Genomic DNA, 22,228 nt, shown 5'->3' with positions numbered 1-22,228 from the left:
GGCCCGGTGCCGATCGGGTTCTCCTGCAGCCACTCGTGGCCCTTCTCGCGGATCGCCTTCTCGGACTGGATCACCTGCGCGGTCATCCGCTCGACGAAGAGCGGGTACGGACCGTCGGTCTTGAAGCGAACGGTGAGGTCGTCGACGACCTCTATCGTCTTGATCTTGGCGTGGTTCCCGCGGGCGGTGAGCTTGTTCTCGGGATTCAGCACGCGCTCGAACGTAGCCTTGACGTCCTTCGCGCCGAACAGCGTGCCGTCGTGAAACTTCACGCCCTTGCGGAGCTTGACCTCCCAGGTCGTGTCGTTGAGCGCCTTCCAGGACACGGCCAGGCTCGGGCCCACCTTGCCCGTCTTGGTGTCGCGGGCGGCCAGGTGGTCGAACACGTTGTACCCGAGGATGATGGCCTCGCGAAGCACCGAGTTGGGCGGATCCCAGGTGTTGACGTCCGACTGCAGGGCGTAGACGACGGTGTCGCCCTTGGTCTGGGCGCCGACGGAGACAGGCGCGGCCAAACCCAGGACGATCGGGAGCACGGCTGCAAATGCGACGGCACGACACATGAGTGTCCTCCTAGTGTCAAACCACCACGGCCCTCGCCGAGGGGTTACTGGTCGCGGGCGATGAGGCCGTACATCGACGGGCGGCGCTGCAGCATCAGGGGGTAGCGGTACTTGACCTCGTCGATTTGGGCCAGGTCGATCGTCGTCACCGTCACGCACTCGCGGTCGGGAGCCGTGGCGACGATGACGCGGGCCTTGTCCCGGTCGTCGGTGGTCATCTGGACGGTCGCGACCTTGAGTTTCATCGGCACTCTCCCGTGTCGGCGGTGGCTGGCGTTACGCTAGACTCGGCGGGCGGGTGAGTCAAGCCCAGCCGCCGGGGCCACCGAGCCGTGGATGCTCCCCTGGTACCGCCGGGGGTGACGGGCGGCTGACTACGCGAAGACTTTTCTGGCCGTCTTCGGGAGCGACTTCGGCAAGGCTACCTGGAGGAAGTGCCTCTTCGGATAGAGGTAGCCTTCGCCATCCTCATCAATGACGCGGATATAGCCGTGCTTTGCGCCTTCGGCATCATGCATTGCCCGATAGACCTTCCGCAGCTCGAGCGACTCCGGATTGTTCTTATTGTAAATGCAGACGACATACATCGTCCTGGAGCTCACCCGCTTACCACGTCTCAGGGAAGAACCGGATGATTTTGAAGCCCGTTCGACCGACACCGTGCGCCTCATACCAATGGATCTCCGCTTCGCGTATCCTACCATCGACCAACCGGACGGTGGCGATGCCCTTCAGCTTTCGCCACCGCCCGCCACCATATCTCCGTTGTAAAAAGCGCCTGACGCGAAGCCTGCTGCCTTTTGCGATCAGCTCAATATTTCTGATTTCGCCGAGCAGCTCGAAGTCCACGCGGGCTTCCCCACGCTCGAATACCAGACCGGCCGGTCGGCGAAAATGTCCAGAAACGTAGACAACGCGGTCAGGGCCGCGGCGTGGTGACGATCAGGTCCTCCATCGGCGAGACCTGCTTGGCCACGTTCTGGTGCTTCCCGCATCAGAGCGACGCGGTCAGGCGGGCAAGCTCCGGATACTCCCGCCGCGCCTCGGCGGCTTCCGCTTTGAGCAGCCTGAGCGCTTCGGGGACGTGCTTGAGGAAGTACTTCTTCCCCTTCACCTCGGCGAGAAATCCGTAGGCGCCGAGGGCCTGCATGTGGCGTTGGAGACGGCAAGGGATCAGGCTCTGCAGAAAGCTCGATTCATCGAACGCCGTGAACGCATCGGCCTTCATCTCGCCCACGTAGTAGGCGAGCAACCGCTCGCGCATCGGGTCCTCGAGCCGATAGTAGGGGTCCCAGAGCACCGAGGCGACGTCATAGGCGGGCGGCGCCATGCGCGCGCCCTGGTAGTCGATGAATCGGGGCACGCCGGCGGTGATCATGATGTTCTGACACTGGAAGTCGCGATGGATGATGCCCTTGGCCTGGGCATCGACTCGCTGGGAAAGACGGTGGAGCTCCTCGTCGATGGCGGGCCGGTTCGTGATGGCGTGCTGGCGGAGCCCCGTAACGAAGCGGTCGAGGAAATACGTCGTCTCCCACCTGAAATAGTCGTAATCGAAGATCCGCGTTTTCAGGAGAAGGCACTCGTGGACGTGCCGCGTGGCCGTCGTGTGGAGCGTGACGAGGCGCCGGAGGACGCCACGATAGACCCGCTCGACGCTCCGGGTGTCGTGGGGGAGCTTGAGATACGCGTACAGCGAGGTATCGCCCAGGTCCTCGAACAGGGCACGCTTGTTCGCGCTATCCGCCGAGAGGAGCTCAGGCACCGGGACCGCGTGGCGGGCGAAGAAGCCGGTGTACGCGAGATGCCGTTCGAAGTCCGGATCCTCCGGGCGGCATTCCATCAGCACCGCGGTCCGACCGTCGTGCCGCACGCGGAAGTACCGTCGGTCCGATCCGCCGAGACCGATGAGAATGGCATCGCACCAGACGGCAGAGTCGGGAGCGGGCGTCGATCCGCGGGCGTCCGTGGTGTGAACGCCGAAATGCCGGGCCAGGAGCGGATCGCTCAGGGGGAGCCGCTTCTTCTCGGCGGCATGGAGCGACGGCTGCATGTCGGACTCTGCGAGGGAGATCAGGTAACCCGGTCCGATGATCCCGTTTTCATGACGTCCCGAGACGTCGGCCCCCGGCATCACGATGCAGTTTCTGATCCGCGATCCATCCCGGATCTCGCTGCCGGACTCCAGGACGACATAACCGTCGAGCTCGATGCGCCCACAGCGGGCGGCGGAGGAGAGATAGACCGTCTCGCCGTCTTCCCGGAGAGCGTCGAGGACACCCCTCGCATAGGTCGTGGGATCCCCCACGTCGTTCCAGTAGCAGCCGGTGAAGTCCATGGCCCGGACCTTCCGGCCGGCTTTGGACGCGGCGATCCAGGCGACCGTGGCATGGGAGACACCCGCGGGAAGAAACGTCAGGATCCCTGGCGAATAGACGGCGATGCCGGTATAGGCGACTTTGTCGGCGATGGTCGACGGGTCCGGCTTCGAAGCGCCGGGGTTCTCCACGTCCAGCACCTGGCCGTTCCCATCGACGACCACGTTGCTCAAATGCGGCAAGCGGTGGCACACGAGCGTCGCGGTATTGCCCGAGGAGAGATGCTCCTCGATCAGGCGGGAGAAATCGATGTCCAGGAGGATATCCGAATTGTGGACGATGAAGGGCCCCCCGGACAGAAAGGATTCGGCGTTCTTGAGCGCGCCGCCGGTGCCGAGGATCGGGTCTTCTGGAAAGAACGTGATTCGGTCGCGCCAGGGCGAGGTCACGGCCCAGGCGCGCAGCAGATCGGCCTTCCAGTGCAGGTTGATGCCGATCTGGCCGTCGCAGACCGCCGTGAGTCTCTCCAGAATGCGCTCGATGATCGGCTTGCCGAGGATTGGCAGGAGCGGCTTGGGCAGGTAATTCGTGACCGGTCTCAGCCGTTCGCCGAGGCCGGCCGCGGGGAGAAAGACGGCGAGCGGATATCCCGGCATCCCGACGAGCTTATCGCAAACAGCCCCTAGGCCCTACCGCCCGCTTAAACGGCCCTCACTGAATGACGCGGTCCGCCCGCGACAGCAGGGACGGCGGAATGGGCAGGCCGAGGGCCTTGGCGGTCTTCAGGTTGATGACCAGCTCGAACTTCGTCGGTTGCTCGACCGGAAGATCGGCCGGTTTCGCCCCCTTGAGGATCCCGTCGACGAGGCGCGCCGCCTGCTTGCCCAGCTCGCGGTCGTTCGCGGAGTAGCAGGCCAGGCCGCCCCGCTCCACCCAGAACGCGCCGTGGAACATCGTCGGGATTACCCCCCGGGGCGCGATCTCAAGGATGAACCCGGGGATGTTCAAGGAGAGGAACCGGGGCGAGAAGATCCCGTCCGCTTCACCCTTCCGGAGTCCGGTGATCGCCGCCCGCGCCTCCTCCTCGCTCCGCAGAGGCCGCTCCACGAGCGTGAGACCGAGACGCCGGGCGGCGTCGCGGTGCACCGCCAGATGCGCGACCATATACGGATTCGTCGCGTCGTAGGGCAGCAGGATCCGCTTCAGACCAGGAACCAGCTCGCGAAAGATCTCCATCCGCTTCGGCGCCAGGTCGACGTCCAGATCGGCGATCCCCGTGACGTTGCCGCCCGGCCGCGCGAAGCTCTGCACCAGTCCCAATCCAACCGGGTCGCTCCCACCGATGAAGACGATCGGGATCCGATTCGTCGCCGTCTGGGCCGCCTTGGCCGCAGTGCCGGAATCGGTCGTCACGATGATGTCCACCCCGTGCCGGACGAGGTCGCGCGCGGCCGCGGGAAGGTCGGCGGGCTTGCCTTCGGTGAAGCGCACCCCGATCGTGAAGTCCTGGTCCTCGCGGTAGCCGAGCTCCTGGAGGCCGTCGCGCAGCCCGATGATGGCCGGCGTCGGTCCCCATGATTCCGTCAGCGCCCCGATCTTGACCAGGCGCGCCGCCTCGGCCACGACATCACGGCCGATCAGCTCGCCGGCGGCGAGGACGATCCCGAGCAACACCTGACGCCGCGGAAGGCTCGTCACGGCAGGCGCGGGGCCGGTTCGGCCAGCAGCGCCTCGATGAGCGCCCGGGCCGGCGCGCTCGCCCACTCGCGCGACCCCACGGCGAACGCCACGGCGCGCCCGTCCCGCCCGACGACGAACGTCGTCGGGAGACCGATCACGCCGTACAGGGCGTTGATCTGACCGCCCGGATCGAGCACGAGCGGGAACGTCAGGCCCAGCTCCTTGGCGTAGCGCCCGACTGCGTCCCTGCCCTCGCGGGCGTTGATCCCGATGATCGCGAGCCCCCGCGACGCGAACTCGCGGTGGAGCCGCTCCAGCACGGGCATCTCGGGGCGACACTCGAGACACCAGCTCGCCCAGAAGTTCACGACAACCACCTTGCCGCGGAGCTCCGTCATCGAGAGCTGCCGGGCGTCGAGGGTGCGGCCACTGAAGTGGGGAGGCATCGTGCCGGCGCGATAGCCGACGAGGGCCAGGGGCTCGAGCAGTGACGCCACCGCCGGCTGGTCGGCGCCCGCGGGACTCCAGGCGGCCACCACGAGCAGCCCCCCCGCGAGCCGGGACCTCCACCCGCCCCCCATCGCCGCCGAGCGGCCCGCCGGCATCGTCAGCGCTTTCCGACGACTTCCCGGATCTCCCGCAGCAGGGTCTCGCTATACACCACCGTCGTCGGCCCGTTCTCGATGATCCACTTCTTGCGGATGATGCCCTGCGGATCGATGAGAAAAAACGACCGGTGGGCGGTCATCGTTTTGTCATTGAGGACCCCGTAGCTGCGCATGACCTTCCGCTCGGGAAAGTCGCTGAGCAGCGGGTACGGCAGCTTCAGGGATTCGGCGAAGACCTGCTGCGAGAAGGTCGTGTTGGCGCTGACGGCGAGGTTCTGGACACCGAGGGTTTCGAAGCGCTTGTAGTCGGCCTTCCTGGCCGACAGGTTCGCCGCTCACGTGGGAGCAAAGTCTGCGCCGTAGAATTCGAGGAGCACGAACTTCTTGCCCCGAAAGTCGTTCAGGGAAACGTCGCCGCCAGAGGTGCTCGCCAGGCTGAAGTCGGGCGCTCGCTCGCCCACCTCCGCTGCCATGACCGGCCCTGGGCCGACGACGACCCAGGTCACCGCGAGTGCGGCGCCCAACAGAACCCCGCCGACCATTCGTCTCCTGAGAGTCACCATGCCCGTCCCTTTCCGCGCTCACACGTCAGCGCTCGTTCCGGGCCCATTCTACCTCGTCAGCGCTGCCGGTGGCGCCACGGGTCCACGTACACCGCGCCGGCGATGACCCCAGGGGCGGCGGGTCTTCCCCAACCTGACGGTGGCCGAGAACCTGGCCATCGGCCGGATGGGCCGCGACGGTCGCGGCAGCGCGACCCAAGAGGGCCCGGCCCGCGCCCTGCTCTCCTACTTCGACCTGCGCCGCCGGAGGCTGTGGTTCTAGGGGCGGCCGGCCTGGCGCCGGTCACCGAAAGGGCGACTGTATCTTCTATTGGACACTCCATGAGAGTTACCTGGCGGCCCGCCGAACGCGGATATACTTTGCGGTAGCGGGAGGCGAAGCGATGGCGACCCCAGATCCAGAACGGCACCCCGAGGGGCTCGTGACGATGAGGCTCACGATTACCTCAGAAGAGCAGGCCGAGCAGGTGACGGCCGCCACCCGCTCGGCGCAGGCCCTGGTGCGTCACTACTTGCCCCTGCTTCTATTCGTGGCTTGCGCCGCGATCATCCCATACTTCATCCCCTCTGGCGCGCTGAACAGTCTCCCCCCTGTCCTCGTCGTCGGCTACTACAGCCTGCTGGCCTTCATCGCAGGCTGGTTTGGCATCAACTGGATTCTTCGGACTGCTCGGCTCGTCGTCCGCGCGAGCCGCAGCTATAGTGGCGATCTTGACGAGGAGGCACGGAGGAAAGTACTCGAGCCATCCTCAGCTGTCTCCTTGCGGTTACCGTCATCTTTACCTCCGCCTACCACTGGCTGATGTTCGGATCGAGCCTGACGGTGGGTTCCATGACCGAAGCTCTCAACTATTCTGTCCAGACCATTACGACCGTCGACTACGGCAACTGGGTACCTTCCGGCTGGGATACGGACAAAGAAGAGCTTCAGAAGCGAATCTTGCACGTCAAGGCGCTCTCCGTTCCGTTTATGCTGGTCGGCGGCGCTTTGTTCGCCGTCCTCATTGGAATCGTGTCGAACGCGCTGTCTCGTCGGTAGACGAGTTCACCACGGACGCTCTTCACGGACCTTCGCGAGTGCTCGACTGGCGCGACGCGACAAGCGCCTGCCCCCACGAGGGGCCACCCCGCGCTCTGCTCTCCGACTTCGACCTGCGCCGCCGGGTCCTGTGGTTTTAGGGGCAGGCTGGTCTGACGCCGGTCACCGAAACGGCGACTTACTCGATAACCTTGGCCGCCCGGATGCGGACAGACGGCGGGATCGTGAGGCCGATCTCCCGGGCGGTGCGGAGATTGAGGGCGAGTTCGATCTTGTCGTAGTTCTCGACCGGGAGGTCCTTGGGGTGAGTACCCGCCAGGATCCGCTGGACATGCTTCGCCGACATGCGACCGGCTCTGGTGGACGGCCGGACCGTCAGCGTGGTGTGCTACTCTCCGGGCATGGAGCTTTATCCGGCCGACCCGCGATCAATCGCTTGACCGGAAGAGAAGATTTACGCGGAAAAGTGTCGTGCGGACTTTGAGATACGGTATCCCGGGCAATACGTCGCTATCGACGTGACTGAGATGAGCCGGGCGAGTTCTATACTGGCGAGGTGCACTTCACTTGGGATCCCGCAAAGGCTGCTGCGAACCTAAAGAAGCACCGCGTGAGCTTCCCTGAGGCTGCGACCGTGCTGGAAGATCCGCTTTCGACGACCTTTCCCGACGAGAGCCACTCGACGGGGGAACGGCGTTTCGTGACGATTGGAGCGTCGACGCGCGGCCGGCTCCTCGTCGTCGCGCACGCCGAACGTGACGACACAATCCGCATCGTCAGCGCCCGACGAGCGACGAGGCGCGAGCGAGCATTCTATGAGCAAAAATAGTCCACCAGATTACGACGAGCTCCGGCCGGAGTACGACTTTGCCTCGATGAAGGGTGGCGTACGGGGGAAGTACGCCGCGCGGCTTCGAAAGGATGGAAGCAATCTTGTCCTGCTCGAGCCGGAAGTCGCTGAGGCCTTCCCTTCCGATGCCGCGGTCAACGAGGCGCTTCGAGGCGTTCTCAATACTACCCGCGCCGTCCGAGGAAAGGGTGGGCTGTCTAACAGGGCACTAAAGCCGACGAAACGCGCTAGCGGGCCGCCGAAGAAGCGCAAGCCCGCTCGTGCGGCTCGCGGTTGAGTGCCTGGTCTACCCCGTATCGTCCCGCTCGACGCTCTTGGGCATTACTCGCTCTCCGCCACGCGGCGCCAGGGTCCCGCCCCACGCAGACCGCCTTTCCCACCTTCTGGAGCTCTATCGGTCGGTTGACCTCGATGCCACATGGCGGTAGCATCTGTGCCAAGTTGCAGAGGAGGCTCGCCGGATGATCTCGACCGCGCGGCTCGTCCAGGCGCTGGGCGGCCAGGGCGTGCTCAGGAAGCGCCGGGCCACGTACGAGGCGATCATCGACACGGCCCGCACGGGACTCCCCTACGCGGCCCTCGAGACCATCGCCACCCGCTTCGAGATTCCCCAGGAGACCCTCGTCCGCGTCCTGCACCTGCCGCCCCGCACGCTGGCCCGGCGGAAGAAGGCGCGCCGGCTGAGCGCGGATGAGTCCGACCGGCTCCTGCGCCTGGCCCGGGTGGCGGCCCGGGCGGAAGAGGTGCTGGGCAGCCGGGAGCGGGCGGGCGCCTGGCTGCGCGGAACCGTCCGGGCGCTCGGCCAGGTCCGCCCCCTCGATCTGCTCGATACCGACCTCGGGGCGCAGCAGGTCGAGCGGATCCTCGGTCGCATCGAGCACGGCGTCTACAGCTGATCCGCGTCTGGCGGATCACGCGCGCCCGGCACGCGGCCTTCGACGGCGAAGGGGCCCGCCGTCACGGGGGCCGCTGTACCCGGCCGGGCATCCCGGTCGTCTACACCTCGGCGAGCCTGGCGCTGGCCGCCCTCGAGATCTTCGTCAATCTCGAGCGGCCGCAGCCGCCGGGCGACCTGGTCGCGATCGCGGCCGACATTCCCGAGACGCTGACCATCTCCCGGCTACCGCCGTCCGAGCTTCCGGCGAACTGGCGGAGCTACCCCGCGCAGGAGGCGCTCGCCGAACTCGGAACGCGCTGGGCGCGCGAGCTGAAAAGTGCGGTGCTCGCCGTGCCCTCGGCCGTCATCCCCCAGGAGCTGAACTACCTGCTCAATCCCCTGCACTCCCGCTTCAAACGCATCCGGGTAGGCGCCCCCGAGGCCTTCCGCTTCGATGCACGCCTGCGGCGCGGCTGAGCGGCCCGGGCAAGAAGCCGCTCGCCGATCCGCCCCGCTGGCCTGTCCACCTCACATCGGCGGCCGCCACCCCTTCGGCTGGCGCACCGCCGTGATGTCCACCTGGTCGGCGGTCTCCTTGGTGACGACGAAGATCGGCGTGAAGAGCTTGTCGGGGATCGGCTTCTTCTCCAGCGCGAGGATGGCCACCCGGATGCCCCAGCGCCCCATGGTGACGGGCACCTGCACCATGGCCGCGGAGATCCAGCCCTCGCGCACGAGCTTCTCGGTGTCGTCGTTGTAGTCCACGGTCGTGACGATCACCTGCCCCGGCTTCTTGCCCTGGGCCAGGAGCGCCTGCACGGCGCCGATGGTCAGGCGGTCGCCGCCCGAGTAGACGGCGTCGATCTTGGGGAAGGCCTGGCTCCAGTCCTCCATGAGCTTGAGGCCCTTGTCGGTGGCGTTGGGCGTCCACTGCTCGGAGAGCACCTTGATGCCGGGGTGCTTGGCCACGTACTCCTTGAAGCCCTTGGCGCGCAGGATGAAGGCGCTGTTGCCGCTCACACCGCTGATCATGACGACGTTGCCCTGCCCTCTGAGCCCCTTGACGATGTACTCGCCCTGCAGGCGCCCCAGCTCGTAGTCGTCGGAGCGGATGCGCCCGAGCACCTTGGGGTTGTCGCTCATGATGTTGACGTTGACCACGGGGATGCCCGCGGCGAGGGCCTGGTCGATCTGGGCCACCGCCGTCGCCGTCGTGCCGGGCACGATGCAGATGGCGTCCACCTTGTTGGCGATCAGGTCCTCCATCTGGGAGACCTGCTTGGCCACGTTCTTGTGCTCGCCCGCGTCGTAGAGGATGACCTTGGCGCCGAGCTTCTCGGCCTCGTCCACGAAGCCGTAGGCCTGGGCCACGAAGTGCGGGATGGCCATGTTGGGCTCGAGCACGCCGATGCGGTAGCTCTTGGCCGGCTTGGGCGGGCGCTTGATGGGCTCCTCGGCCGCCAGCCCCGCGCCTGCCACGAGCGCCAGCGCCGCCACTCCGATCCACGCCGTCAGGATGCGTCGCATATGAGCCTCCTATCCAAACGCGAGGCAGCGGTCTCCCGCGCCCTGTTCATGCCCGCACTCGAAATATTGGCCCGCGTTGCCGAGTAAGGGCGAGCCTGGTGTCATCAGCTCGCGACCCGCCGCGGAGCGGTACTGAAACGTGCCCGCCGCGACGATGGCGATGTTGACGTGCGGGTGCCGCTCTTCGAACGGATGATCGTGCAGGCCGGAAGTACAGACCACATCGGCCACCGTCCAGCCGTCGCCGTGGGCCAGCACGCGGGCCGTGGTATGGCCCGGGGCACCGTTCAGGGCGCGCCGCGCCAAAGCCCACTCCACTTCGACCGCAATTTTCGCCAAGAATTCGTCTCCCGGGGTGCCGTATAAGACTTTTAGCACACTGGAGGGCCGCAAGGAGGGCTGACGATGAAAGAGGATTTTCAGGCCGTGATGGCGGCTCCGGGCCGCTCGCCCGAAATCCCCGAAACGGCGGATGCGTACGGATGGCTGATCGGAAGCTGGGAGCTGGACGTCCACCATTACGCTGGCCGTGACGCGCGCGGCAGCACGGGCGAGGCCCACTTCGGCTGGGTGCTCGAACGCCGCGCCGTGCAGGACGTCTGGATCATGCCCCGGCGTTCGGAGCGTACGGCGGACCCGGGCAAGACCAGGAACATGTACGGTACGACGCTCCGCGTGTGGGACCCATCGATGCAGGCCTGGCGTGTCACGTGGATCGATCCGGTGACAGGCAGCCGTGACCAACTGATCGGCCGTCGGAGCGGCCAGGACGTCGTCCAGGTCGGCACTCACGGGAATGGCACGCCGATCCGTTGGGTGTTCACCGAGATCACGCCAGACTCGTTCCGTTGGATCGGCGAAGTGCTGGAGCCGGATGGCCAGACCTGGAAGCTCGAAGGCGAGTTCCGCGCCAAGCGCATGCGCTGAGCCTCTTGACCTTGCCCCTTGGGGCAAGGGCTATGCTCCTCTCATGGGGGACAACGGACTGCTCATCGGGGAGGTAGCGGCGCGCAGCGGCCTCAGCCGCAAGGCGCTCCGGCTGTACGAAGCGCGCGGGATTCTCACGGCCCCCCGGCGCACGCCATCCGGCTACCGATACTACGACTCCGACGTGCTGAGGCTGCTGACGTTCGTGAGTCAGGCCCGCCGGCTGGGGCTCACGCTCGCCGAAATCAGGCGCATCGTGGCGCTCCGGCGTGCGGGCTCCGCCCCCTGCGTCCACATCCGAGCGCTCCTGCAGCAGAAGGTCGCGGACCTCGAGGGCATGCTCGCCGGGGTGCGCAGCATCCTCAGCTCCTGGCGCTCGACTGATAGGCGCCTGGCCGCCGTATGCCCGCACATCGAAGCGAAGGGAGGTGACGCACCATGGAAAGATTCTCGCTCTGCCCCTCGTGCACGGCCTGTCCGGAGGTCGTCGTCGAGGGCGACACTATCTGTATCGGCGAGGACGAGAACACCGTCGTTCTCCAAAAGACGGAGTGGAACGTCCTAGTCGATCTCATCCGGTCTGGTCAGCTCACGCGGCTGTGAGACGAAAGCGGCCGGGGGCCATCAGCGCCCCCGGCCCGTCCTTCGAAGGGTCCTTAGATCGCCCGACACATCTCACCGCTGACGGTGGCGCCACTGGTCCACGTACACCGCGCCGGCGATGATCACGCCCATCGCCACCATCTGGTAATAGGTCGACACGTTGATGAGGTTGAGGCCGTTGGTGAGGATGCCCATGGCCACCACCCCGAGCAGCGTGTTGAAGATGCTGCCCCGCCCGCGCCCGAGCGCGGTGCCGCCGATGACCGTCGCTGCGATGGACTCGAGCTCCGCGCCCTCGCCGAGCGTGGCGTGGCCGGAGACCGCGCGCGAGGTGAGGATGACCGCGGCGGCGCCGACCAGCAGACCGTGCAGCGCCCACACGCTCACCTTGTAGCGCGCCACGGGCACGCCGGAGTACACGGCCGCCTCCTCGTTGCCGCCGATGGCATACACGTAGCGCCCGAAGCGCGTCTTCTTCATGAGGAGATGGCAGCCCAGGAATGCGACGGCCGCGATGACCGCAGGCAGCGGCAGCGTCAGCACGTGGCCGGCGCCGAGCCAGCGGTAGTCGGGCGGCAGGTCGGTGATGGGCAGGCCGCCCGAGAGGATCAGCGCCAGGCCGCGCGCCGCCGAGAACATCGCCAGCGTGGCAATGAAGGGCGGCAGCCCCGCCCTGGCGACCATGAAGCCGTTCAGCGCGCCGACGGCCACGCCCATGAGCACACCTGCGAGCATCCCCGGCCAGAGCCCGAGCTGGATCATGGCGAGCGACCCGGCAACGGAGATGAGGCCGATGACCATGCCGACGGAGAGATCGAAGCCGCCCGAGAGGATGACCATCGTCTGGCCGCAGGCGGTGATGCCGAGGATCGCCGTCTGGCGGGCGACGTTTCGCAGGTTCGTCGCACTGTAGAAGTTCGGGTTGAGGAATGAGAAGACGAGGATCATGGCGACGATGACCGCCGGCAGGCCCACGCGCGACCACGTGGCCGCGCTCGCCCAGTCGGCCAGGCGCCCGCGCGCGGGCGTTGCCTCGACCGTCAGCTCCGCCGGGTCCGCCACGCTCATCGGCCGGAGGCCAGGTGGCTCACGCCGCTCGCCTCAGCGCCGACGATCGCCTTGACGACCTCGTCCATCGTGGTCTCGCCGATCCGCCGGACGGCCACGCGCTGGCCCCCGCGCAGCACCATCACGCGGTCGGCCACGGTGAAGATGTCCTGGAGCCGGTGGCTGATGAGGATGACGCTCACGCCCTTGGCGCGGAGCTGCACGACGAGATCGAGGACCTTGCCGACCTCCTTCACCGCGAGGCTCGCCGTGGGCTCGTCCATGATGACGACGCGCGCCTGGAAGGCCACGGCCCGCGCGATGGCCACGGCCTGCTGCTGGCCGCCCGACAGGCGCTCGACCTGTCGCCGGACGGAGTCGATGTTGATGCGCAGGCGACCGAGCAGCGCGCGCGTCTCGGACTCCATGCGCCGCTCGTCGAGCCACTCCACGGCGTGGGGCAGCGCCGCGCGCGTCACCTCGCGGCCGAGAAAGACGTTGGCGACGACGTCGAGGTTCGGGGCCAGCGCCAGGTTCTGGTAGATCATCTCGATGCCGAGGGCGCGCGAGTCGCGCGGCGAGTGGAAGACGACGCGCCGGCCCTCGAAGAGGATCTCGCCCGCGTCGGGGCGGTGCACGCCGGTGAGGACCTTCATCAGCGTGGACTTGCCGGCGGCGTTGTCGCCGACCAGGCCCAGCACCTCGCCGGCCTGGAGCTCGAGGTCCACGCCGCCGAGCGCCCGCACGGCGCCGAAGGCCTTGCTGATGCCGCGCATCTCGACAAATGGTGTGGACGTCACTCGATCACCTGATCGGCCCGAACTTTGTTGGCTGCTCGATCGGGAGGTCCGCGGGCCTCGCGCCCTTGAGGATCTTGTCGACATAGATGGCGGCACGCCGAAACAGATAATGGAAGTCCGGCCCATAGGACATGAGGCCACCTGCCTGCACGAATTCGACCCCGGGGTACATGGCGGGCAGTCGGTTCTTCGCCGCAAGCTCCACGACGCGTTCGCGTTGGCTGAAGAACATCGCGTCATTGAGCGTGGCAAGGGCACTGGCGCGCCACCTGGTCATCGCTGAGTAGGCGCTCGCCAGGTCCTCAGGGCTGCGCGCCTCAAAAGCCTGGAAGTCCAAGCCACGAAGCTTCTTATATCCGAGACCGAGTCAGATAAACAACCGTATCGGCCAGGCCGTCCGGATATTGCCGGACGATTCGGCCGAGGCCCTTGACGATCGTCCCGAATTCGTCGGTCCGAACGCTGGAGGGGACGAGGATGATCCCTGCGTGCGACTCATTGCTGGCGATCGTCTCCGCCGTCAACGCCGCGTAGTCCCTGATGTCACAGGTAACGATGACCCGCTCATTGCGTGTCGCGTGCCGGAGTTGAGCGCGGTCGTCGAGCTGCGTATGGCCGACTTCGTGCGCGCTCACGGCACCGATCCCCCGCGCGCGCAGCGTCGCCGCGATCCGCGGCGACAGGTTCGCGTCGAGGTAGAGCTTCAATCAATGCTGACGAAGCGCATTAGACCGGGAAACCGTCGCTCAATTTCTTCGGGAGTCAGCGCTGCGTTGGCCTCGACTTCTCGGTTGATTTCATCGGTGTAGCGGCTGTAATACAGCAGCGCCGATGTGATCTGGGTTTGTGACAGATGCGGAAACGCCTTTTGGACCCGCTTGAGATTCCGGTCGCGCACGTAATCACGAAGGACTTCCCACACCGCCAGCCCCGTCCCGGCGATGTTTGCTCTCCGGCCGGCAGGCTCCGTGGCGAAGTAGATACCCGGGCACTCCCGCATGCGGATGCCCTCCTCGATCAGCTCCTGCGCGATCTCCGACACCGATCGGCGACTTCGCGCCGCCCAGCCTTCGAGGTTCTCACGGACGGAACGCCGCAGCCGCATGGTGGTCGATACGCTGCCTTCGGAGCGGCGCGGCTTCCGGTACCGGCTCGACGACTTACCCGGCATGTGCTGAGCTTACAACGTAAGACAGTCGGTTACAACCTATTGCCACCCTCCGCGCTCAGTCGATGCGCCCGCCCGAGAAGCGGCGCCCGGGGACGGACAGGTAGTAGCCGACCGCCTGACCGCCGTCGCAGCCGACGAGCGAGCCGGTCGTGTAGCGCGCCTCGTCGGAAGCGAGGAAGACGGCCACAGGGGCCACGTCGTCGCCGCTGCCAACGCGCCCCATGGGCACGCCCTTGCGCCGGCCCTCGTAGATCTCCTGGTCGGCGTACATGCCCTCGGTACCCGGCGTGCGGATGTAGCCGGGGGCTATCGCGTTGGCGCGGATGCCGTAGGGCGCCCACTCGAGGGCCATGAGCTGCGTCAGCATGATGAGCCCGGCCTTCACCACGCTGTAGGCGCCGGCCCAGTTGTAGGGAAACACGCCAGCGACGGACGCGATGTTGACGAAGCAGCCGGAGCGCTGGCGGATCATGTGGCGCGCCGCGGCCTGGCTGACGAGGAAGGCGCCCTTGAGGCCGATGTTCATCGTCGTGTCCCACGACGCCTCCGGCAGCTCCTCCAGCTTGCCGGGGACGATCCTCATTGCGTTGTTGACGACGATATCCACGCGCCCCCGCTCGCGCACGGTCGTCTCGATCAGGCGCGCGATGTCCGCGGGCTTCGCGATGTCGGCGGCAACGGCGAGCGACTTGGAGCCCAGGCGCGCGGCCTCAGCCGCCGTCGCCTCGGCGGTGGCCGGATCGATGTCGTTGACGACGACGTGCGCGCCCTCGCGGGCGTAAGCGAGCGCGATGGCCTGGCCGATGCCGCGGCCGGCGCCGGTGACGACGGCGACCTTGTCTCTGAGACGCATCCGGGCTCCTCTCCAGCGAGATCCGAGGCCCTTATAGATCTGAGGCCCTTATATAAACGGAGCGGGCCTGAATTGGCAAGGTCCGAGGCCGACGGGCCGGCGGCGCGATCGGCTCAGACGGGTGCCTGCACGTGGAGGTCGGCGCGCTCGGCGGCCACGGCGAGGCGGCGATCGTAGGTGACCAGGGCCGCCAGGTCCTCGCGAAGGCCGAGCGCGGTGGCGAGGTGGATCGCGTCGAGGGTTCTCACGGTCGGAGGATCGATCGCGGCTGCGGCGGCCAGGGCGCGCCGGTCGATGTCCACCAGAGCGACCCGCGCGAGGATCTCGCGGGCTCGGCGGCGCACGGCCGCCCCGAACCTCGCCCGGCGCAAGGCGCGGGGCACCTCGGCGAGGACGAGGGCGCTCGACACCCGATCGGGGCGCTCGCGGAGGAACTCCATGAGCGCCGCGGATTCCGGCTCGCGGACGACGAGCTTCACCAGCGCTGACGAGTCGAGATACACCAGGCTCACGGACGCTCTTCACGGAGCCCGGCCAGTGCCCGACTGGCGCGACGCGATGGGCGCTTGCCCAGGGGCCGACCCAGGGCCAGCAGGTCGCCGCCGGCCGGTGTGGCTCGCCCGGCGGCGATGAGGCGGTCGAGGGCCGTTGCCTTCGCGCCGGCGGGGGCCAGGACCGCCACGCGATGTCCCCGCTCTCTCACTTCCAAGGTCTCGCCCCTCTTGACTCGCCTCAGGTAGACGCTCAAGTTCTGTCTCAGCTCTCGAACTCCCACATCCGCTCTGGGGTGGCGCATGTAGCACATGGTAGCACATCATGCCGCGCTTCGGCTGAGCGCTGCGCCGCCAGGCCGGCGGGTCCGGCTACTACCCGCGCCAGGGCGAGCAGGCCAGCGTCAAGGACCTCGCCCGGGGCGCGCAGGTCTTCGTCCTCACCGCGCTCGATCCTCGGGATGCGCCCGCGCGCCGAGGTGCGCGCCGCCCGCCCGAGCGGCACGGTGGTTCCCTAGGTGACGAGGTCGCCGCTGCGGATGGCCCAGAAGGTCAGCCGCCGCTCGAGCCGTGCGAAGACCTCGTACATGAGGATGCCCATGGCGCCGACGACGACAAGCCCCGCGAACACGAGCGGCACGTCGAAGCGGCCGCTGGCCGTCATCATGAGGAAGCCGATGCCCGCGTTCGCCGCCACGGTTTCCGCCACCACCGAGCCAACGAAGGCCAGCGTGATCGCGACCTTCAGCGACGCAAAGAAGTACGGCAGCGCCCGCGGAATGCCGATCTTCATCAGAATCTGCCATTTGCGCGCGCCCAGGACGCGCAGCACGTCCTGCCACTCCGGCTCGATGGTGGCGAGTCCGGTCGCGACATTGACAACGATGGGAAACGCGGCCGTCACGAACGCCGTGAGAATCGCGGGAACGGTGCCGATGCCGAACCAGATGACCAGCACCGGCACGATGGCGACCTTGGGAATCGAGTTGAAGCCGATCATCACCGGATAGAGACCGTCATAGACGGTCCGCGATGTTCCGAGCAGCAGCCCCAGCGCCATTCCCGCCGCGACGCCCAGGGCAAATCCCGCCACCGTGGTCATCAACGTCTGCAGGGCGTGGAACATGATCAGCTCGGTGTTCTGCGCCAGCGAACGCGACACTTCCAGCGGCGAGGGCAGGATGAAGGTATCGACCCGCAGCACCACGCAGACCAACTGCCACAGGACCAACAACCCCAGGGTGGTCGACCACGGCAAGAGGCGCCTGGTCAGGAGGCCGTTCACGGACGACCAGTCGCGATCTGCTCGCGCAGGGCGTGGCTCAAGTCGATGAATTCCGGCTTGTAGGTATCCGCCAACCGGCGCGGCCGCGGCAAGTCGATCGTGGTGCGAGACAGCACACGACCGGGCCGCGGGCTGATGACGTAGACCGTATCGGCGAGATAGACGGCCTCACGCAGGTCGTGCGTGACCAGGATCACGGTCGGCCTGCGCTCGAGCCACAGATCCTGCACGACATCCCACAACTCTTCGCGCGTGAACGGATCCAGCGAGGCGAATGGCTCATCCAGGAGGAGCAGTTCCGGCGAGTGGATGAGGGCACGACAGAGCGACGCCCGCTGTTGCATGCCGCCGGACAGCTGCCAGGGATACTTGTCCTCGAAGCCAGCGAGTCCGACCGTGGCCAGGAGCTCGCGCGCTTGCGCCTCGTACTCGGCGCGATGCCGGCGAAAGCGCGCGGCGTGCGAATCGACGATCTCGAGCGGCAGCAGGACGTTGCCGATCGTCGTCCGCCAGGGCAGCAGCATGGCATTCTGGAACGCCATGCCGCAGATCTTCAGCGGTCCCGTCACCGGCCGGCCCGCCACGTACACCGAACCGCTCCGGGCCGGGTGGAGCCCGGACACGAGCTTCAGGAGCGACGACTTCCCGCAACCGCTCGGCCCCACCACCACGACCAACTCCCCGGCGTTAATCCGGAGGTTGGCATCCATCAGAGCTACCACGCCCTGGGGACCACCATAGACCAGGCTGGCCCCCTCGAGTCGTATGATGGGCTCCCGGTCAGCAGGCAGGGCCTTCCCCCTCGGCCGCAGCTCCGCCCCCGCGGCCACCGAAGGCATCGTCTATTTCGGCCCGCACCTGCCGAGCGGGGGAGCCATCCGCTCCGCCTGCGGGGGAAGGAAGCGGTCGGTCCACACATGATCGAGCGCCGGCGTGCGCTCGAACTTCTGCACGTGCACCACCTGCTCGATCGTCTTCTGCATCTTCTTGGGATCGACGTGGCTCAAGCCATATCTGGCGACGTCCGGGTTTAGATGATGGTCGAGGGCGATGAGGAGACGCTGGCACTCGATGTCCGTCTTGAGCAACGGAGCGTATTTGGTCATCACCTCCGCCGCCGCGCCGGGATTGGCGATGGCATCCTTGGTGCCTTTGTTGATGGCCCGCACCATGGCCGCGACCGTACGGGGATTCTTTTCGAGGAAGTCACGCCTGACCCACAGACCGGTGCCATACACGTCGAAGCCGATATCCGCATACCTCAGCACCGAGATCTGATCTCGCGGCACACCGAGGTCGACGAGCGTCATGATGCTCGAGACGTCGAACGCGAGGATCGCATCGACGTCACGACGGATCAGCATCGGCTCGCGGAGCTGTGGCGTGACGAACTTGCGAGTGATCTTGATCTCGTCCGGCGTGCCGGCCTTCGTCACGACGTTGATGACCGCCCCCGCGGCGCTGCCATGCTGATCGGCGACGGTCTTGCCCTCGAGATCCTTCAGCGTCCTGATGCCCGCCGACTTGAAGCTGACGATCGCCAACGGGGCGTCCTGGAAGCTGATGTAGACGAGCGTCAACTCCTTGGTCGGGTTCTGGGCGTTGAAGGTGATCAAGGTCGTGACGTCCGCCCAGCCGAAATCGTAGACTCCCGACGCCACATTGCTCGCCGTGTTTCCGGCGCCGGTCCCGCGGTCGATCTTCACGTTCAGGCCCTCGGCCTTGTAGTAGCCCTTGTCCAGGGGGATGAAATACGGCGCATGCGTGCCGGCGATCGTCCAGTCGAGCATGAAGGAGATGTTGCTCTTCTCGACCGATTGCGCGCCGGCCGGAATCACCGACAAGAACACCACCACAGCCATGACGGCCGAACGCTTTGCGTCGCGCATCTGCCCCCCCCTCACGCCTTCCCGATCAGTCGCTTCTCGGCCATCGCGTGAACGCCCTTCACGTTATTGACGGTTTGCGTGATGTGCAGATCGACGATGAAGCTGCAGAAGGAATAGGCGTCCTCTTTCGAGAGCCCGAGCAGCGCGCCAAGCCAGTCGATCATCGCGCGAAGGGCCTGGACCGCCGCGTCGTCGAGATCGACATCAAGCCCCATCGTGATGAAATGCGTCGGCGTCTCGGCGCGCGGCATGGCCAACTTCAAGTCCTTGCGCACGACGAACTCGAAGGTGCCCGTCAACGCCGTCTCTATGGCGGTGCCGCACACTTCGCCATCGCCCTGGAGGGCATGCCCATCGCCGGTCGAGAAGAGGGCGCCTTTGGTCCACACGGGAAGATAGATCGTGCTGCCGGCGGTGAGTTCCTTGCAGTCGATGTTCCCGCCGAACTCGCGCGGCTCCTTGCTGTTCTGGCGGCCGAATTCCGGCCGCGGCGCGACCGCCAGCTGCCCGAAGAAGGGACGGATGGGGATCTTCAGGCCCCACGGCATGGTCGCGGTCATGGCCTGGCGATCGAGCGGGATATGTATACAGCGGTAGTATGGGAAATCGTCGGGCAACGTGCCCACGAGGGGACGGAAGACGTTCCACCCCCAGTCCTGGCGCAGCGCGATATCGTGAACGCGCACTTCCAAGACGTCGCCGGGCTCCGCCCCTTCGACGTAGATCGGGCCGGTGAAGATGTGGTTCCCCGTGCCCTTCGTCACCCTTCGATGAATCTCGAGATGCTCCGGCAGGATCTGAAAGCCGAGCTCCTTCGGCGGCATCATTTCCGGGTTGCCCGACACGCAATCGATCGTGACGCTGTCCCCGGAGTCTATGGTCAGAACGGGCTTCAGCTTCGGATCCAGGAAGCCCCAGTGCGCAGTTTCGGGCGAGGCGGGAAGGTGATGGTGCTTTGCTTCGCTGCGTAGCGACTCTCGCGCTTTCGCCATTTGAGCACCTCTTGCACTGGATGCAAAGCCGATGAAGCCTGATCAGCCCCCGAGAACGGTCCCTGGGGGCAGCTTGAAGCAATAGTCTGCGATTTCCCCGGCCCGCGTGTACCAGACGCGATCCTTGAGCTTGTGCTGGACGCAGTGCTTCAAGGCCTGATGGAGCGGGCGAGCCCGGAAGGGCTGCCCCACGATGTAGCCGTGGAGCGACAAGCCGAGCACGAGCGGGTAATGCTCGGACTGCTCGACCAACTCGTCGAACTGGTCGACGACCATGTCGGCGAATTCCCGGCCGGTATGGTCGCGCTGGGCCAGCGTGCCCGCGTCGTTGAGCTCCAGCGGATAGGGGATCGAGAGGATCGGACCCGAACGGGTGCGCATCCAGAGCGGCTGGTCGTCCATGGGCCAATCGAGGATATGCGTGTACCCGGCTTCCTTGAGGAGATCGGGCGTGACGTTCGATTCCGCCGCGCCGGGCCCCATCCAACCCGTCGGCCGCACGCCGACGTGCTTCTCGATCGCCGCCGTCGTTTCGGCGATGATGCGCGCTTCGTCGTGCTCCCACCGGCCAGTCAGCAGCTCGCTGTTGGTACGACCATGGCCGAGCACATCGTCGTCGCGCGATCTGATCTTCTCGACGATGTCCGGGTAAAGCTCGGCGACCTGGCCGTTCAGGAGGATCGTGGCGGGCAGCTTCAATTGATCGAGCATACCGAACAGGCGCCAGATCCCAACCCGGTTGCCGTAGTCGAGCCAGGCGAAATTGCGTTGCGTCGGAGGCCCGCCGCGGTTCGTCGGATCGAGGACCCGGCCGGTCCCGAACGCGAAGTGCTCGATGTTGAGCGCGACATAGAACGCCAGGCGCTTGCCCCCCGGCCAGCTGTAGTCTTTGCGCTTCTGGATGGGGGAAAAGTCGTACCGGTTGTGACTTGGCAACGAAAGCATCGGGCCCCCCAGATCTGGCCTTGTGGTCTCGGTGGTCATGACATTGTGCACAGCCTTGACTGAACTTCAAGGTACTTGACGCTGCGGGCGCGCGTCCGATCACGGGCGGAGCGCGGGCCCTCGTCCAGGGCGTGGGGATCCTCAGGAAGGCGCTCCCGGGCCCGGCGTCGCGGCGCCCACAAGACTTGCTCCGCGTGCGTGGTGCACGCTAGGTTGGTGGTATGCCCGAGCCGCTGGTGCTCGTCATGGCCGCCTTCGCCCTGCTGAGCGTCGTCCTGCTCGTGACGGCGCTGGCGGCCGTGCGGAAGCGGCGCTGGATCGGAACCAGCCTGGCGCTCGTGCTCGCCGTCCTCTTCCTGGCCCTAGCGGCGCTGGCCGCCACCCTCAGCGTGGCGATGCAAGGGTACCGGGCCCTGACGCGCGAGGTGGTGGCGGCGATCGTCGTGACGCGACCGACCGGGCCGGAGCGGTTCATGGCGACGTTCACCTTCCCCGACGGGCGGCGCGAGCTCTACGAGCTCACCGGGAACGCCCTCTACGTGGACGCGCACATCGTCAAGTGGCACCCGCGCGCCAACATCCTGGGGCTCCACACCGCGTACCAGCTCGACCGCGTTTCGGGGCGTTACGACCGGCTCGAGGACGAGCAGACGAAGCCGCGGCGGATGTTCACCCTCGCGCGCCCCACGCCCGTGGACATGTTCCAGCTCGCCCGGAGTCTCGCCTTCCTGGGGCGCGTGGTGGACACCGAGTACGGATCGGCGACCTTCATCTCGGCGCGAGGGCCTGCCGAGCTCGAGCTCCGGGTCTCCACGTCAGGGCTCCTCTTCCGCTCCGTCGGGCCGCCGGCTCAGGGCGTGTCCACCGCACCGGCCAGGCAGCGGTAGCCGCGCCCGGCCGGGTCGCCAGCGGCGGCGCGACCTTGTCGCGGCCCTCCGACGGGACGCCGAAGATGGCCCGATCGATGCTGGCGGCCTCAGCGCGTCGACCGCGGCCCGATCGAGCTTGGCGAAGAAGATGCCCGGCGCGCGAGTGCCAGCCCCGCGCGAATGCAAGCAAGCTAGTGCCGTTCCAACTATTCGCGCCAAGGGAGGCGCCGTGTACTACACGTACGTGTTGCGGAGTGATCGAGATCAACGGCTCTACACCGGAACGACGCACGACCTCCGCACCCGAATCAAGCTGCACGCTGACGGAAAG

At 66.7% G+C, this 22,228-nt stretch carries 33 protein-coding genes and 1 pseudogene; 10 read left to right on the top strand and 24 right to left on the bottom strand.

Features of this window, described 5'->3' with window-relative positions:
- From VGV13_06960 to VGV13_06925, 8 genes are all read right to left on the bottom strand, one after another.
- Positions 1-563, bottom strand: a 563-nt coding sequence (locus tag VGV13_06960; GenBank protein HEV8640819.1) for an ABC transporter substrate-binding protein, incomplete at its 3' end; no start/stop codon positions are given.
- Positions 564-607: 44 nt separating this feature from the next.
- Entirely contained in the window at positions 608-808 is a 201-nt protein-coding gene (locus tag VGV13_06955; GenBank protein ID HEV8640818.1) for a hypothetical protein, read from the bottom strand.
- A gap of 129 nt (positions 809-937) precedes the next feature.
- Positions 938-1,150: a hypothetical protein gene (locus VGV13_06950; protein ID HEV8640817.1), complete on the bottom strand. Its 213-nt coding sequence runs from the start codon at positions 1,148-1,150 to the stop codon at positions 938-940.
- 19 nt (positions 1,151-1,169) lie between these two features.
- Positions 1,170-1,412 (bottom strand): hypothetical protein, encoded by a 243-nt coding sequence (locus VGV13_06945; protein HEV8640816.1) that lies wholly within the window; start codon positions 1,410-1,412, stop codon positions 1,170-1,172.
- Positions 1,413-1,557: 145 nt separating this feature from the next.
- Entirely contained in the window at positions 1,558-3,537 is a 1,980-nt protein-coding gene (locus VGV13_06940) for a phosphotransferase (protein ID HEV8640815.1), read from the bottom strand.
- 55 nt (positions 3,538-3,592) lie between these two features.
- Positions 3,593-4,579 carry an ABC transporter substrate-binding protein gene (locus VGV13_06935; protein HEV8640814.1) on the bottom strand — a complete coding sequence of 329 codons (987 nt, stop codon included), beginning with the start codon at positions 4,577-4,579 and terminating at the stop codon, positions 3,593-3,595.
- Positions 4,576-5,166: a TlpA disulfide reductase family protein gene (locus VGV13_06930; protein HEV8640813.1), complete on the bottom strand. Its 591-nt coding sequence runs from the start codon at positions 5,164-5,166 to the stop codon at positions 4,576-4,578. Before VGV13_06930 ends, VGV13_06935 begins: the two co-directional genes overlap by 4 nt.
- 2 nt (positions 5,167-5,168) lie before the next feature.
- A complete protein-coding gene (locus VGV13_06925) occupies positions 5,169-5,642 on the bottom strand; it encodes a peroxiredoxin family protein (protein ID HEV8640812.1) in 474 nt (157 codons plus the stop codon).
- Positions 5,643-5,838: 196 nt separating this feature from the next.
- Between VGV13_06925 and VGV13_06920 the strand changes: the two are divergent.
- The 3 genes and pseudogenes from VGV13_06920 (at position 5,839) to VGV13_06910 (ending at position 6,771) form a co-directional block, all read left to right on the top strand.
- Positions 5,839-5,934 (top strand): annotated as a pseudogene (locus VGV13_06920) (ABC transporter ATP-binding protein).
- Positions 5,935-6,115: 181 nt separating this feature from the next.
- The gene (locus VGV13_06915; protein ID HEV8640811.1) at positions 6,116-6,535 is read left to right on the top strand and encodes a hypothetical protein; all 420 of its coding nucleotides are present in this window, start codon (positions 6,116-6,118) and stop codon (positions 6,533-6,535) included.
- Entirely contained in the window at positions 6,535-6,771 is a 237-nt protein-coding gene (locus VGV13_06910; GenBank protein HEV8640810.1) for an ion channel, read from the top strand. Before VGV13_06915 ends, VGV13_06910 begins: the two co-directional genes overlap by 1 nt.
- Positions 6,772-6,949: 178 nt before the next feature.
- Here VGV13_06910 and VGV13_06905 read toward each other — a convergent pair whose 3' ends face one another.
- A complete protein-coding gene (locus VGV13_06905) occupies positions 6,950-7,117 on the bottom strand; it encodes an ABC transporter substrate binding protein (GenBank protein HEV8640809.1) in 168 nt (55 codons plus the stop codon).
- Positions 7,118-7,327: 210 nt separating this feature from the next.
- On the opposite strand from VGV13_06905, the gene VGV13_06900 reads away from it, so the two are divergent.
- From VGV13_06900 to VGV13_06885, 4 genes are all read left to right on the top strand, one after another.
- The gene (locus tag VGV13_06900) at positions 7,328-7,600 is read left to right on the top strand and encodes a BrnT family toxin (protein ID HEV8640808.1); all 273 of its coding nucleotides are present in this window, start codon (positions 7,328-7,330) and stop codon (positions 7,598-7,600) included.
- A complete protein-coding gene (locus VGV13_06895) occupies positions 7,587-7,898 on the top strand; it encodes a hypothetical protein (GenBank protein HEV8640807.1) in 312 nt (103 codons plus the stop codon). The genes VGV13_06900 and VGV13_06895 overlap by 14 nt, the downstream gene beginning before the upstream one ends.
- A gap of 184 nt (positions 7,899-8,082) precedes the next feature.
- Positions 8,083-8,517: an antitoxin Xre-like helix-turn-helix domain-containing protein gene (locus VGV13_06890; protein HEV8640806.1), complete on the top strand. Its 435-nt coding sequence runs from the start codon at positions 8,083-8,085 to the stop codon at positions 8,515-8,517.
- Positions 8,514-8,975, top strand: coding sequence for an RES family NAD+ phosphorylase (locus VGV13_06885; protein ID HEV8640805.1), 462 nt, complete (start codon positions 8,514-8,516; stop codon positions 8,973-8,975). The genes VGV13_06890 and VGV13_06885 overlap by 4 nt, the downstream gene beginning before the upstream one ends.
- 51 nt (positions 8,976-9,026) lie before the next feature.
- Here the strand turns inward: VGV13_06885 and VGV13_06880 are convergent, their stop codons facing one another.
- Together VGV13_06880 and VGV13_06875 are read right to left on the bottom strand one after the other, a co-directional pair.
- Positions 9,027-10,025 (bottom strand): TMAO reductase system protein TorT, encoded by a 999-nt coding sequence (locus VGV13_06880; GenBank protein HEV8640804.1) that lies wholly within the window; start codon positions 10,023-10,025, stop codon positions 9,027-9,029.
- Between the two features lie 9 nt (positions 10,026-10,034).
- Positions 10,035-10,364 carry a hypothetical protein gene (locus VGV13_06875; protein ID HEV8640803.1) on the bottom strand — a complete coding sequence of 110 codons (330 nt, stop codon included), beginning with the start codon at positions 10,362-10,364 and terminating at the stop codon, positions 10,035-10,037.
- A 66-nt stretch (positions 10,365-10,430) separates the two neighbouring features.
- On the opposite strand from VGV13_06875, the gene VGV13_06870 reads away from it, so the two are divergent.
- The gene (locus VGV13_06870) at positions 10,431-10,952 is read left to right on the top strand and encodes a hypothetical protein (protein HEV8640802.1); all 522 of its coding nucleotides are present in this window, start codon (positions 10,431-10,433) and stop codon (positions 10,950-10,952) included.
- Between the two features lie 438 nt (positions 10,953-11,390).
- Complete coding sequence (locus VGV13_06865) at positions 11,391-11,555, top strand: hypothetical protein (protein ID HEV8640801.1); 165 nt, start codon at positions 11,391-11,393, stop codon at positions 11,553-11,555.
- Positions 11,556-11,627: 72 nt separating this feature from the next.
- Here VGV13_06865 and VGV13_06860 read toward each other — a convergent pair whose 3' ends face one another.
- From VGV13_06860 to VGV13_06800, 13 genes are all read right to left on the bottom strand, one after another.
- The gene (locus VGV13_06860) at positions 11,628-12,617 is read right to left on the bottom strand and encodes an ABC transporter permease (protein ID HEV8640800.1); all 990 of its coding nucleotides are present in this window, start codon (positions 12,615-12,617) and stop codon (positions 11,628-11,630) included.
- Between the two features lie 2 nt (positions 12,618-12,619).
- Positions 12,620-13,378 (bottom strand): ATP-binding cassette domain-containing protein, encoded by a 759-nt coding sequence (locus VGV13_06855; GenBank protein ID HEV8640799.1) that lies wholly within the window; start codon positions 13,376-13,378, stop codon positions 12,620-12,622.
- A gap of 28 nt (positions 13,379-13,406) precedes the next feature.
- Positions 13,407-13,739 (bottom strand): ABC transporter substrate binding protein, encoded by a 333-nt coding sequence (locus tag VGV13_06850; GenBank protein ID HEV8640798.1) that lies wholly within the window; start codon positions 13,737-13,739, stop codon positions 13,407-13,409.
- A 13-nt stretch (positions 13,740-13,752) separates the two neighbouring features.
- Positions 13,753-14,109, bottom strand: a complete 357-nt coding sequence (locus tag VGV13_06845) for a DUF5615 family PIN-like protein (GenBank protein ID HEV8640797.1) — start codon at positions 14,107-14,109, stop codon at positions 13,753-13,755.
- Positions 14,106-14,573, bottom strand: coding sequence for a DUF433 domain-containing protein (locus VGV13_06840; GenBank protein ID HEV8640796.1), 468 nt, complete (start codon positions 14,571-14,573; stop codon positions 14,106-14,108). Before VGV13_06840 ends, VGV13_06845 begins: the two co-directional genes overlap by 4 nt.
- A 55-nt stretch (positions 14,574-14,628) precedes the next feature.
- Positions 14,629-15,426 (bottom strand): SDR family NAD(P)-dependent oxidoreductase, encoded by a 798-nt coding sequence (locus VGV13_06835; GenBank protein HEV8640795.1) that lies wholly within the window; start codon positions 15,424-15,426, stop codon positions 14,629-14,631.
- Positions 15,427-15,539: 113 nt separating this feature from the next.
- Positions 15,540-15,938, bottom strand: coding sequence for a type II toxin-antitoxin system VapC family toxin (locus VGV13_06830; protein ID HEV8640794.1), 399 nt, complete (start codon positions 15,936-15,938; stop codon positions 15,540-15,542).
- Entirely contained in the window at positions 15,935-16,222 is a 288-nt protein-coding gene (locus VGV13_06825) for a type II toxin-antitoxin system prevent-host-death family antitoxin (protein ID HEV8640793.1), read from the bottom strand. The genes VGV13_06830 and VGV13_06825 overlap by 4 nt, the downstream gene beginning before the upstream one ends.
- A gap of 209 nt (positions 16,223-16,431) precedes the next feature.
- A complete protein-coding gene (locus VGV13_06820) occupies positions 16,432-17,202 on the bottom strand; it encodes an ABC transporter permease (protein HEV8640792.1) in 771 nt (256 codons plus the stop codon).
- Entirely contained in the window at positions 17,199-17,972 is a 774-nt protein-coding gene (locus VGV13_06815; GenBank protein ID HEV8640791.1) for an ABC transporter ATP-binding protein, read from the bottom strand. Before VGV13_06815 ends, VGV13_06820 begins: the two co-directional genes overlap by 4 nt.
- A gap of 72 nt (positions 17,973-18,044) precedes the next feature.
- Entirely contained in the window at positions 18,045-19,091 is a 1,047-nt protein-coding gene (locus VGV13_06810; GenBank protein ID HEV8640790.1) for an ABC transporter substrate-binding protein, read from the bottom strand.
- An 11-nt stretch (positions 19,092-19,102) separates the two neighbouring features.
- Positions 19,103-20,083 carry an acetamidase/formamidase family protein gene (locus tag VGV13_06805; protein HEV8640789.1) on the bottom strand — a complete coding sequence of 327 codons (981 nt, stop codon included), beginning with the start codon at positions 20,081-20,083 and terminating at the stop codon, positions 19,103-19,105.
- Positions 20,084-20,125: 42 nt separating this feature from the next.
- Entirely contained in the window at positions 20,126-21,028 is a 903-nt protein-coding gene (locus tag VGV13_06800) for a polysaccharide deacetylase family protein (protein ID HEV8640788.1), read from the bottom strand.
- Positions 21,029-21,249: 221 nt separating this feature from the next.
- Between VGV13_06800 and VGV13_06795 the strand changes: the two genes are divergently transcribed.
- The gene (locus VGV13_06795) at positions 21,250-21,915 is read left to right on the top strand and encodes a hypothetical protein (GenBank protein HEV8640787.1); all 666 of its coding nucleotides are present in this window, start codon (positions 21,250-21,252) and stop codon (positions 21,913-21,915) included.
- Positions 21,916-22,228: the final 313 nt, after the last annotated feature.

It is taken from the genome of Candidatus Methylomirabilota bacterium (genome assembly GCA_036001065.1).
Taxonomy (GTDB): domain Bacteria; phylum Methylomirabilota; class Methylomirabilia; order Rokubacteriales; family CSP1-6; genus MNEF01.
Note: the sequence above shows the minus strand (reverse complement) of the source record. Positions and strands in the feature narration are given on the sequence as shown.

Excerpts from the sequence above, each read along its gene's own strand:
- VGV13_06955 (HEV8640818.1), bottom strand. The coding sequence starts at position 808 with ATGAAACTCAAGGTCGCGACCGTCCAGATGACCACCGACGACCGGGAC.
- VGV13_06950 (HEV8640817.1), bottom strand. The coding sequence starts at position 1,150 with ATGTATGTCGTCTGCATTTACAATAAGAACAATCCGGAGTCGCTCGAG.
- VGV13_06940 (HEV8640815.1), bottom strand. The coding sequence starts at position 3,537 with ATGCCGGGATATCCGCTCGCCGTCTTTCTCCCCGCGGCCGGCCTCGGC.
- VGV13_06930 (HEV8640813.1), bottom strand. The coding sequence starts at position 5,166 with ATGCCGGCGGGCCGCTCGGCGGCGATGGGGGGCGGGTGGAGGTCCCGG.
- VGV13_06915 (HEV8640811.1), top strand. The coding sequence starts at position 6,116 with ATGGCGACCCCAGATCCAGAACGGCACCCCGAGGGGCTCGTGACGATG.
- VGV13_06910 (HEV8640810.1), top strand. The coding sequence starts at position 6,535 with ATGTTCGGATCGAGCCTGACGGTGGGTTCCATGACCGAAGCTCTCAAC.
- VGV13_06905 (HEV8640809.1), bottom strand. The coding sequence starts at position 7,117 with ATGTCGGCGAAGCATGTCCAGCGGATCCTGGCGGGTACTCACCCCAAG.
- VGV13_06895 (HEV8640807.1), top strand. The coding sequence starts at position 7,587 with ATGAGCAAAAATAGTCCACCAGATTACGACGAGCTCCGGCCGGAGTAC.
- VGV13_06890 (HEV8640806.1), top strand. The coding sequence starts at position 8,083 with ATGATCTCGACCGCGCGGCTCGTCCAGGCGCTGGGCGGCCAGGGCGTG.
- VGV13_06880 (HEV8640804.1), bottom strand. The coding sequence starts at position 10,025 with ATGCGACGCATCCTGACGGCGTGGATCGGAGTGGCGGCGCTGGCGCTC.
- VGV13_06870 (HEV8640802.1), top strand. The coding sequence starts at position 10,431 with ATGAAAGAGGATTTTCAGGCCGTGATGGCGGCTCCGGGCCGCTCGCCC.
- VGV13_06865 (HEV8640801.1), top strand. The coding sequence starts at position 11,391 with ATGGAAAGATTCTCGCTCTGCCCCTCGTGCACGGCCTGTCCGGAGGTC.
- VGV13_06855 (HEV8640799.1), bottom strand. The coding sequence starts at position 13,378 with ATGCGCGGCATCAGCAAGGCCTTCGGCGCCGTGCGGGCGCTCGGCGGC.
- VGV13_06840 (HEV8640796.1), bottom strand. The coding sequence starts at position 14,573 with ATGCCGGGTAAGTCGTCGAGCCGGTACCGGAAGCCGCGCCGCTCCGAA.
- VGV13_06835 (HEV8640795.1), bottom strand. The coding sequence starts at position 15,426 with ATGCGTCTCAGAGACAAGGTCGCCGTCGTCACCGGCGCCGGCCGCGGC.
- VGV13_06825 (HEV8640793.1), bottom strand. The coding sequence starts at position 16,222 with ATGCGCCACCCCAGAGCGGATGTGGGAGTTCGAGAGCTGAGACAGAAC.
- VGV13_06810 (HEV8640790.1), bottom strand. The coding sequence starts at position 19,091 with ATGCGCGACGCAAAGCGTTCGGCCGTCATGGCTGTGGTGGTGTTCTTG.
- VGV13_06805 (HEV8640789.1), bottom strand. The coding sequence starts at position 20,083 with ATGGCGAAAGCGCGAGAGTCGCTACGCAGCGAAGCAAAGCACCATCAC.
- VGV13_06800 (HEV8640788.1), bottom strand. The coding sequence starts at position 21,028 with ATGCTTTCGTTGCCAAGTCACAACCGGTACGACTTTTCCCCCATCCAG.
- VGV13_06795 (HEV8640787.1), top strand. The coding sequence starts at position 21,250 with ATGCCCGAGCCGCTGGTGCTCGTCATGGCCGCCTTCGCCCTGCTGAGC.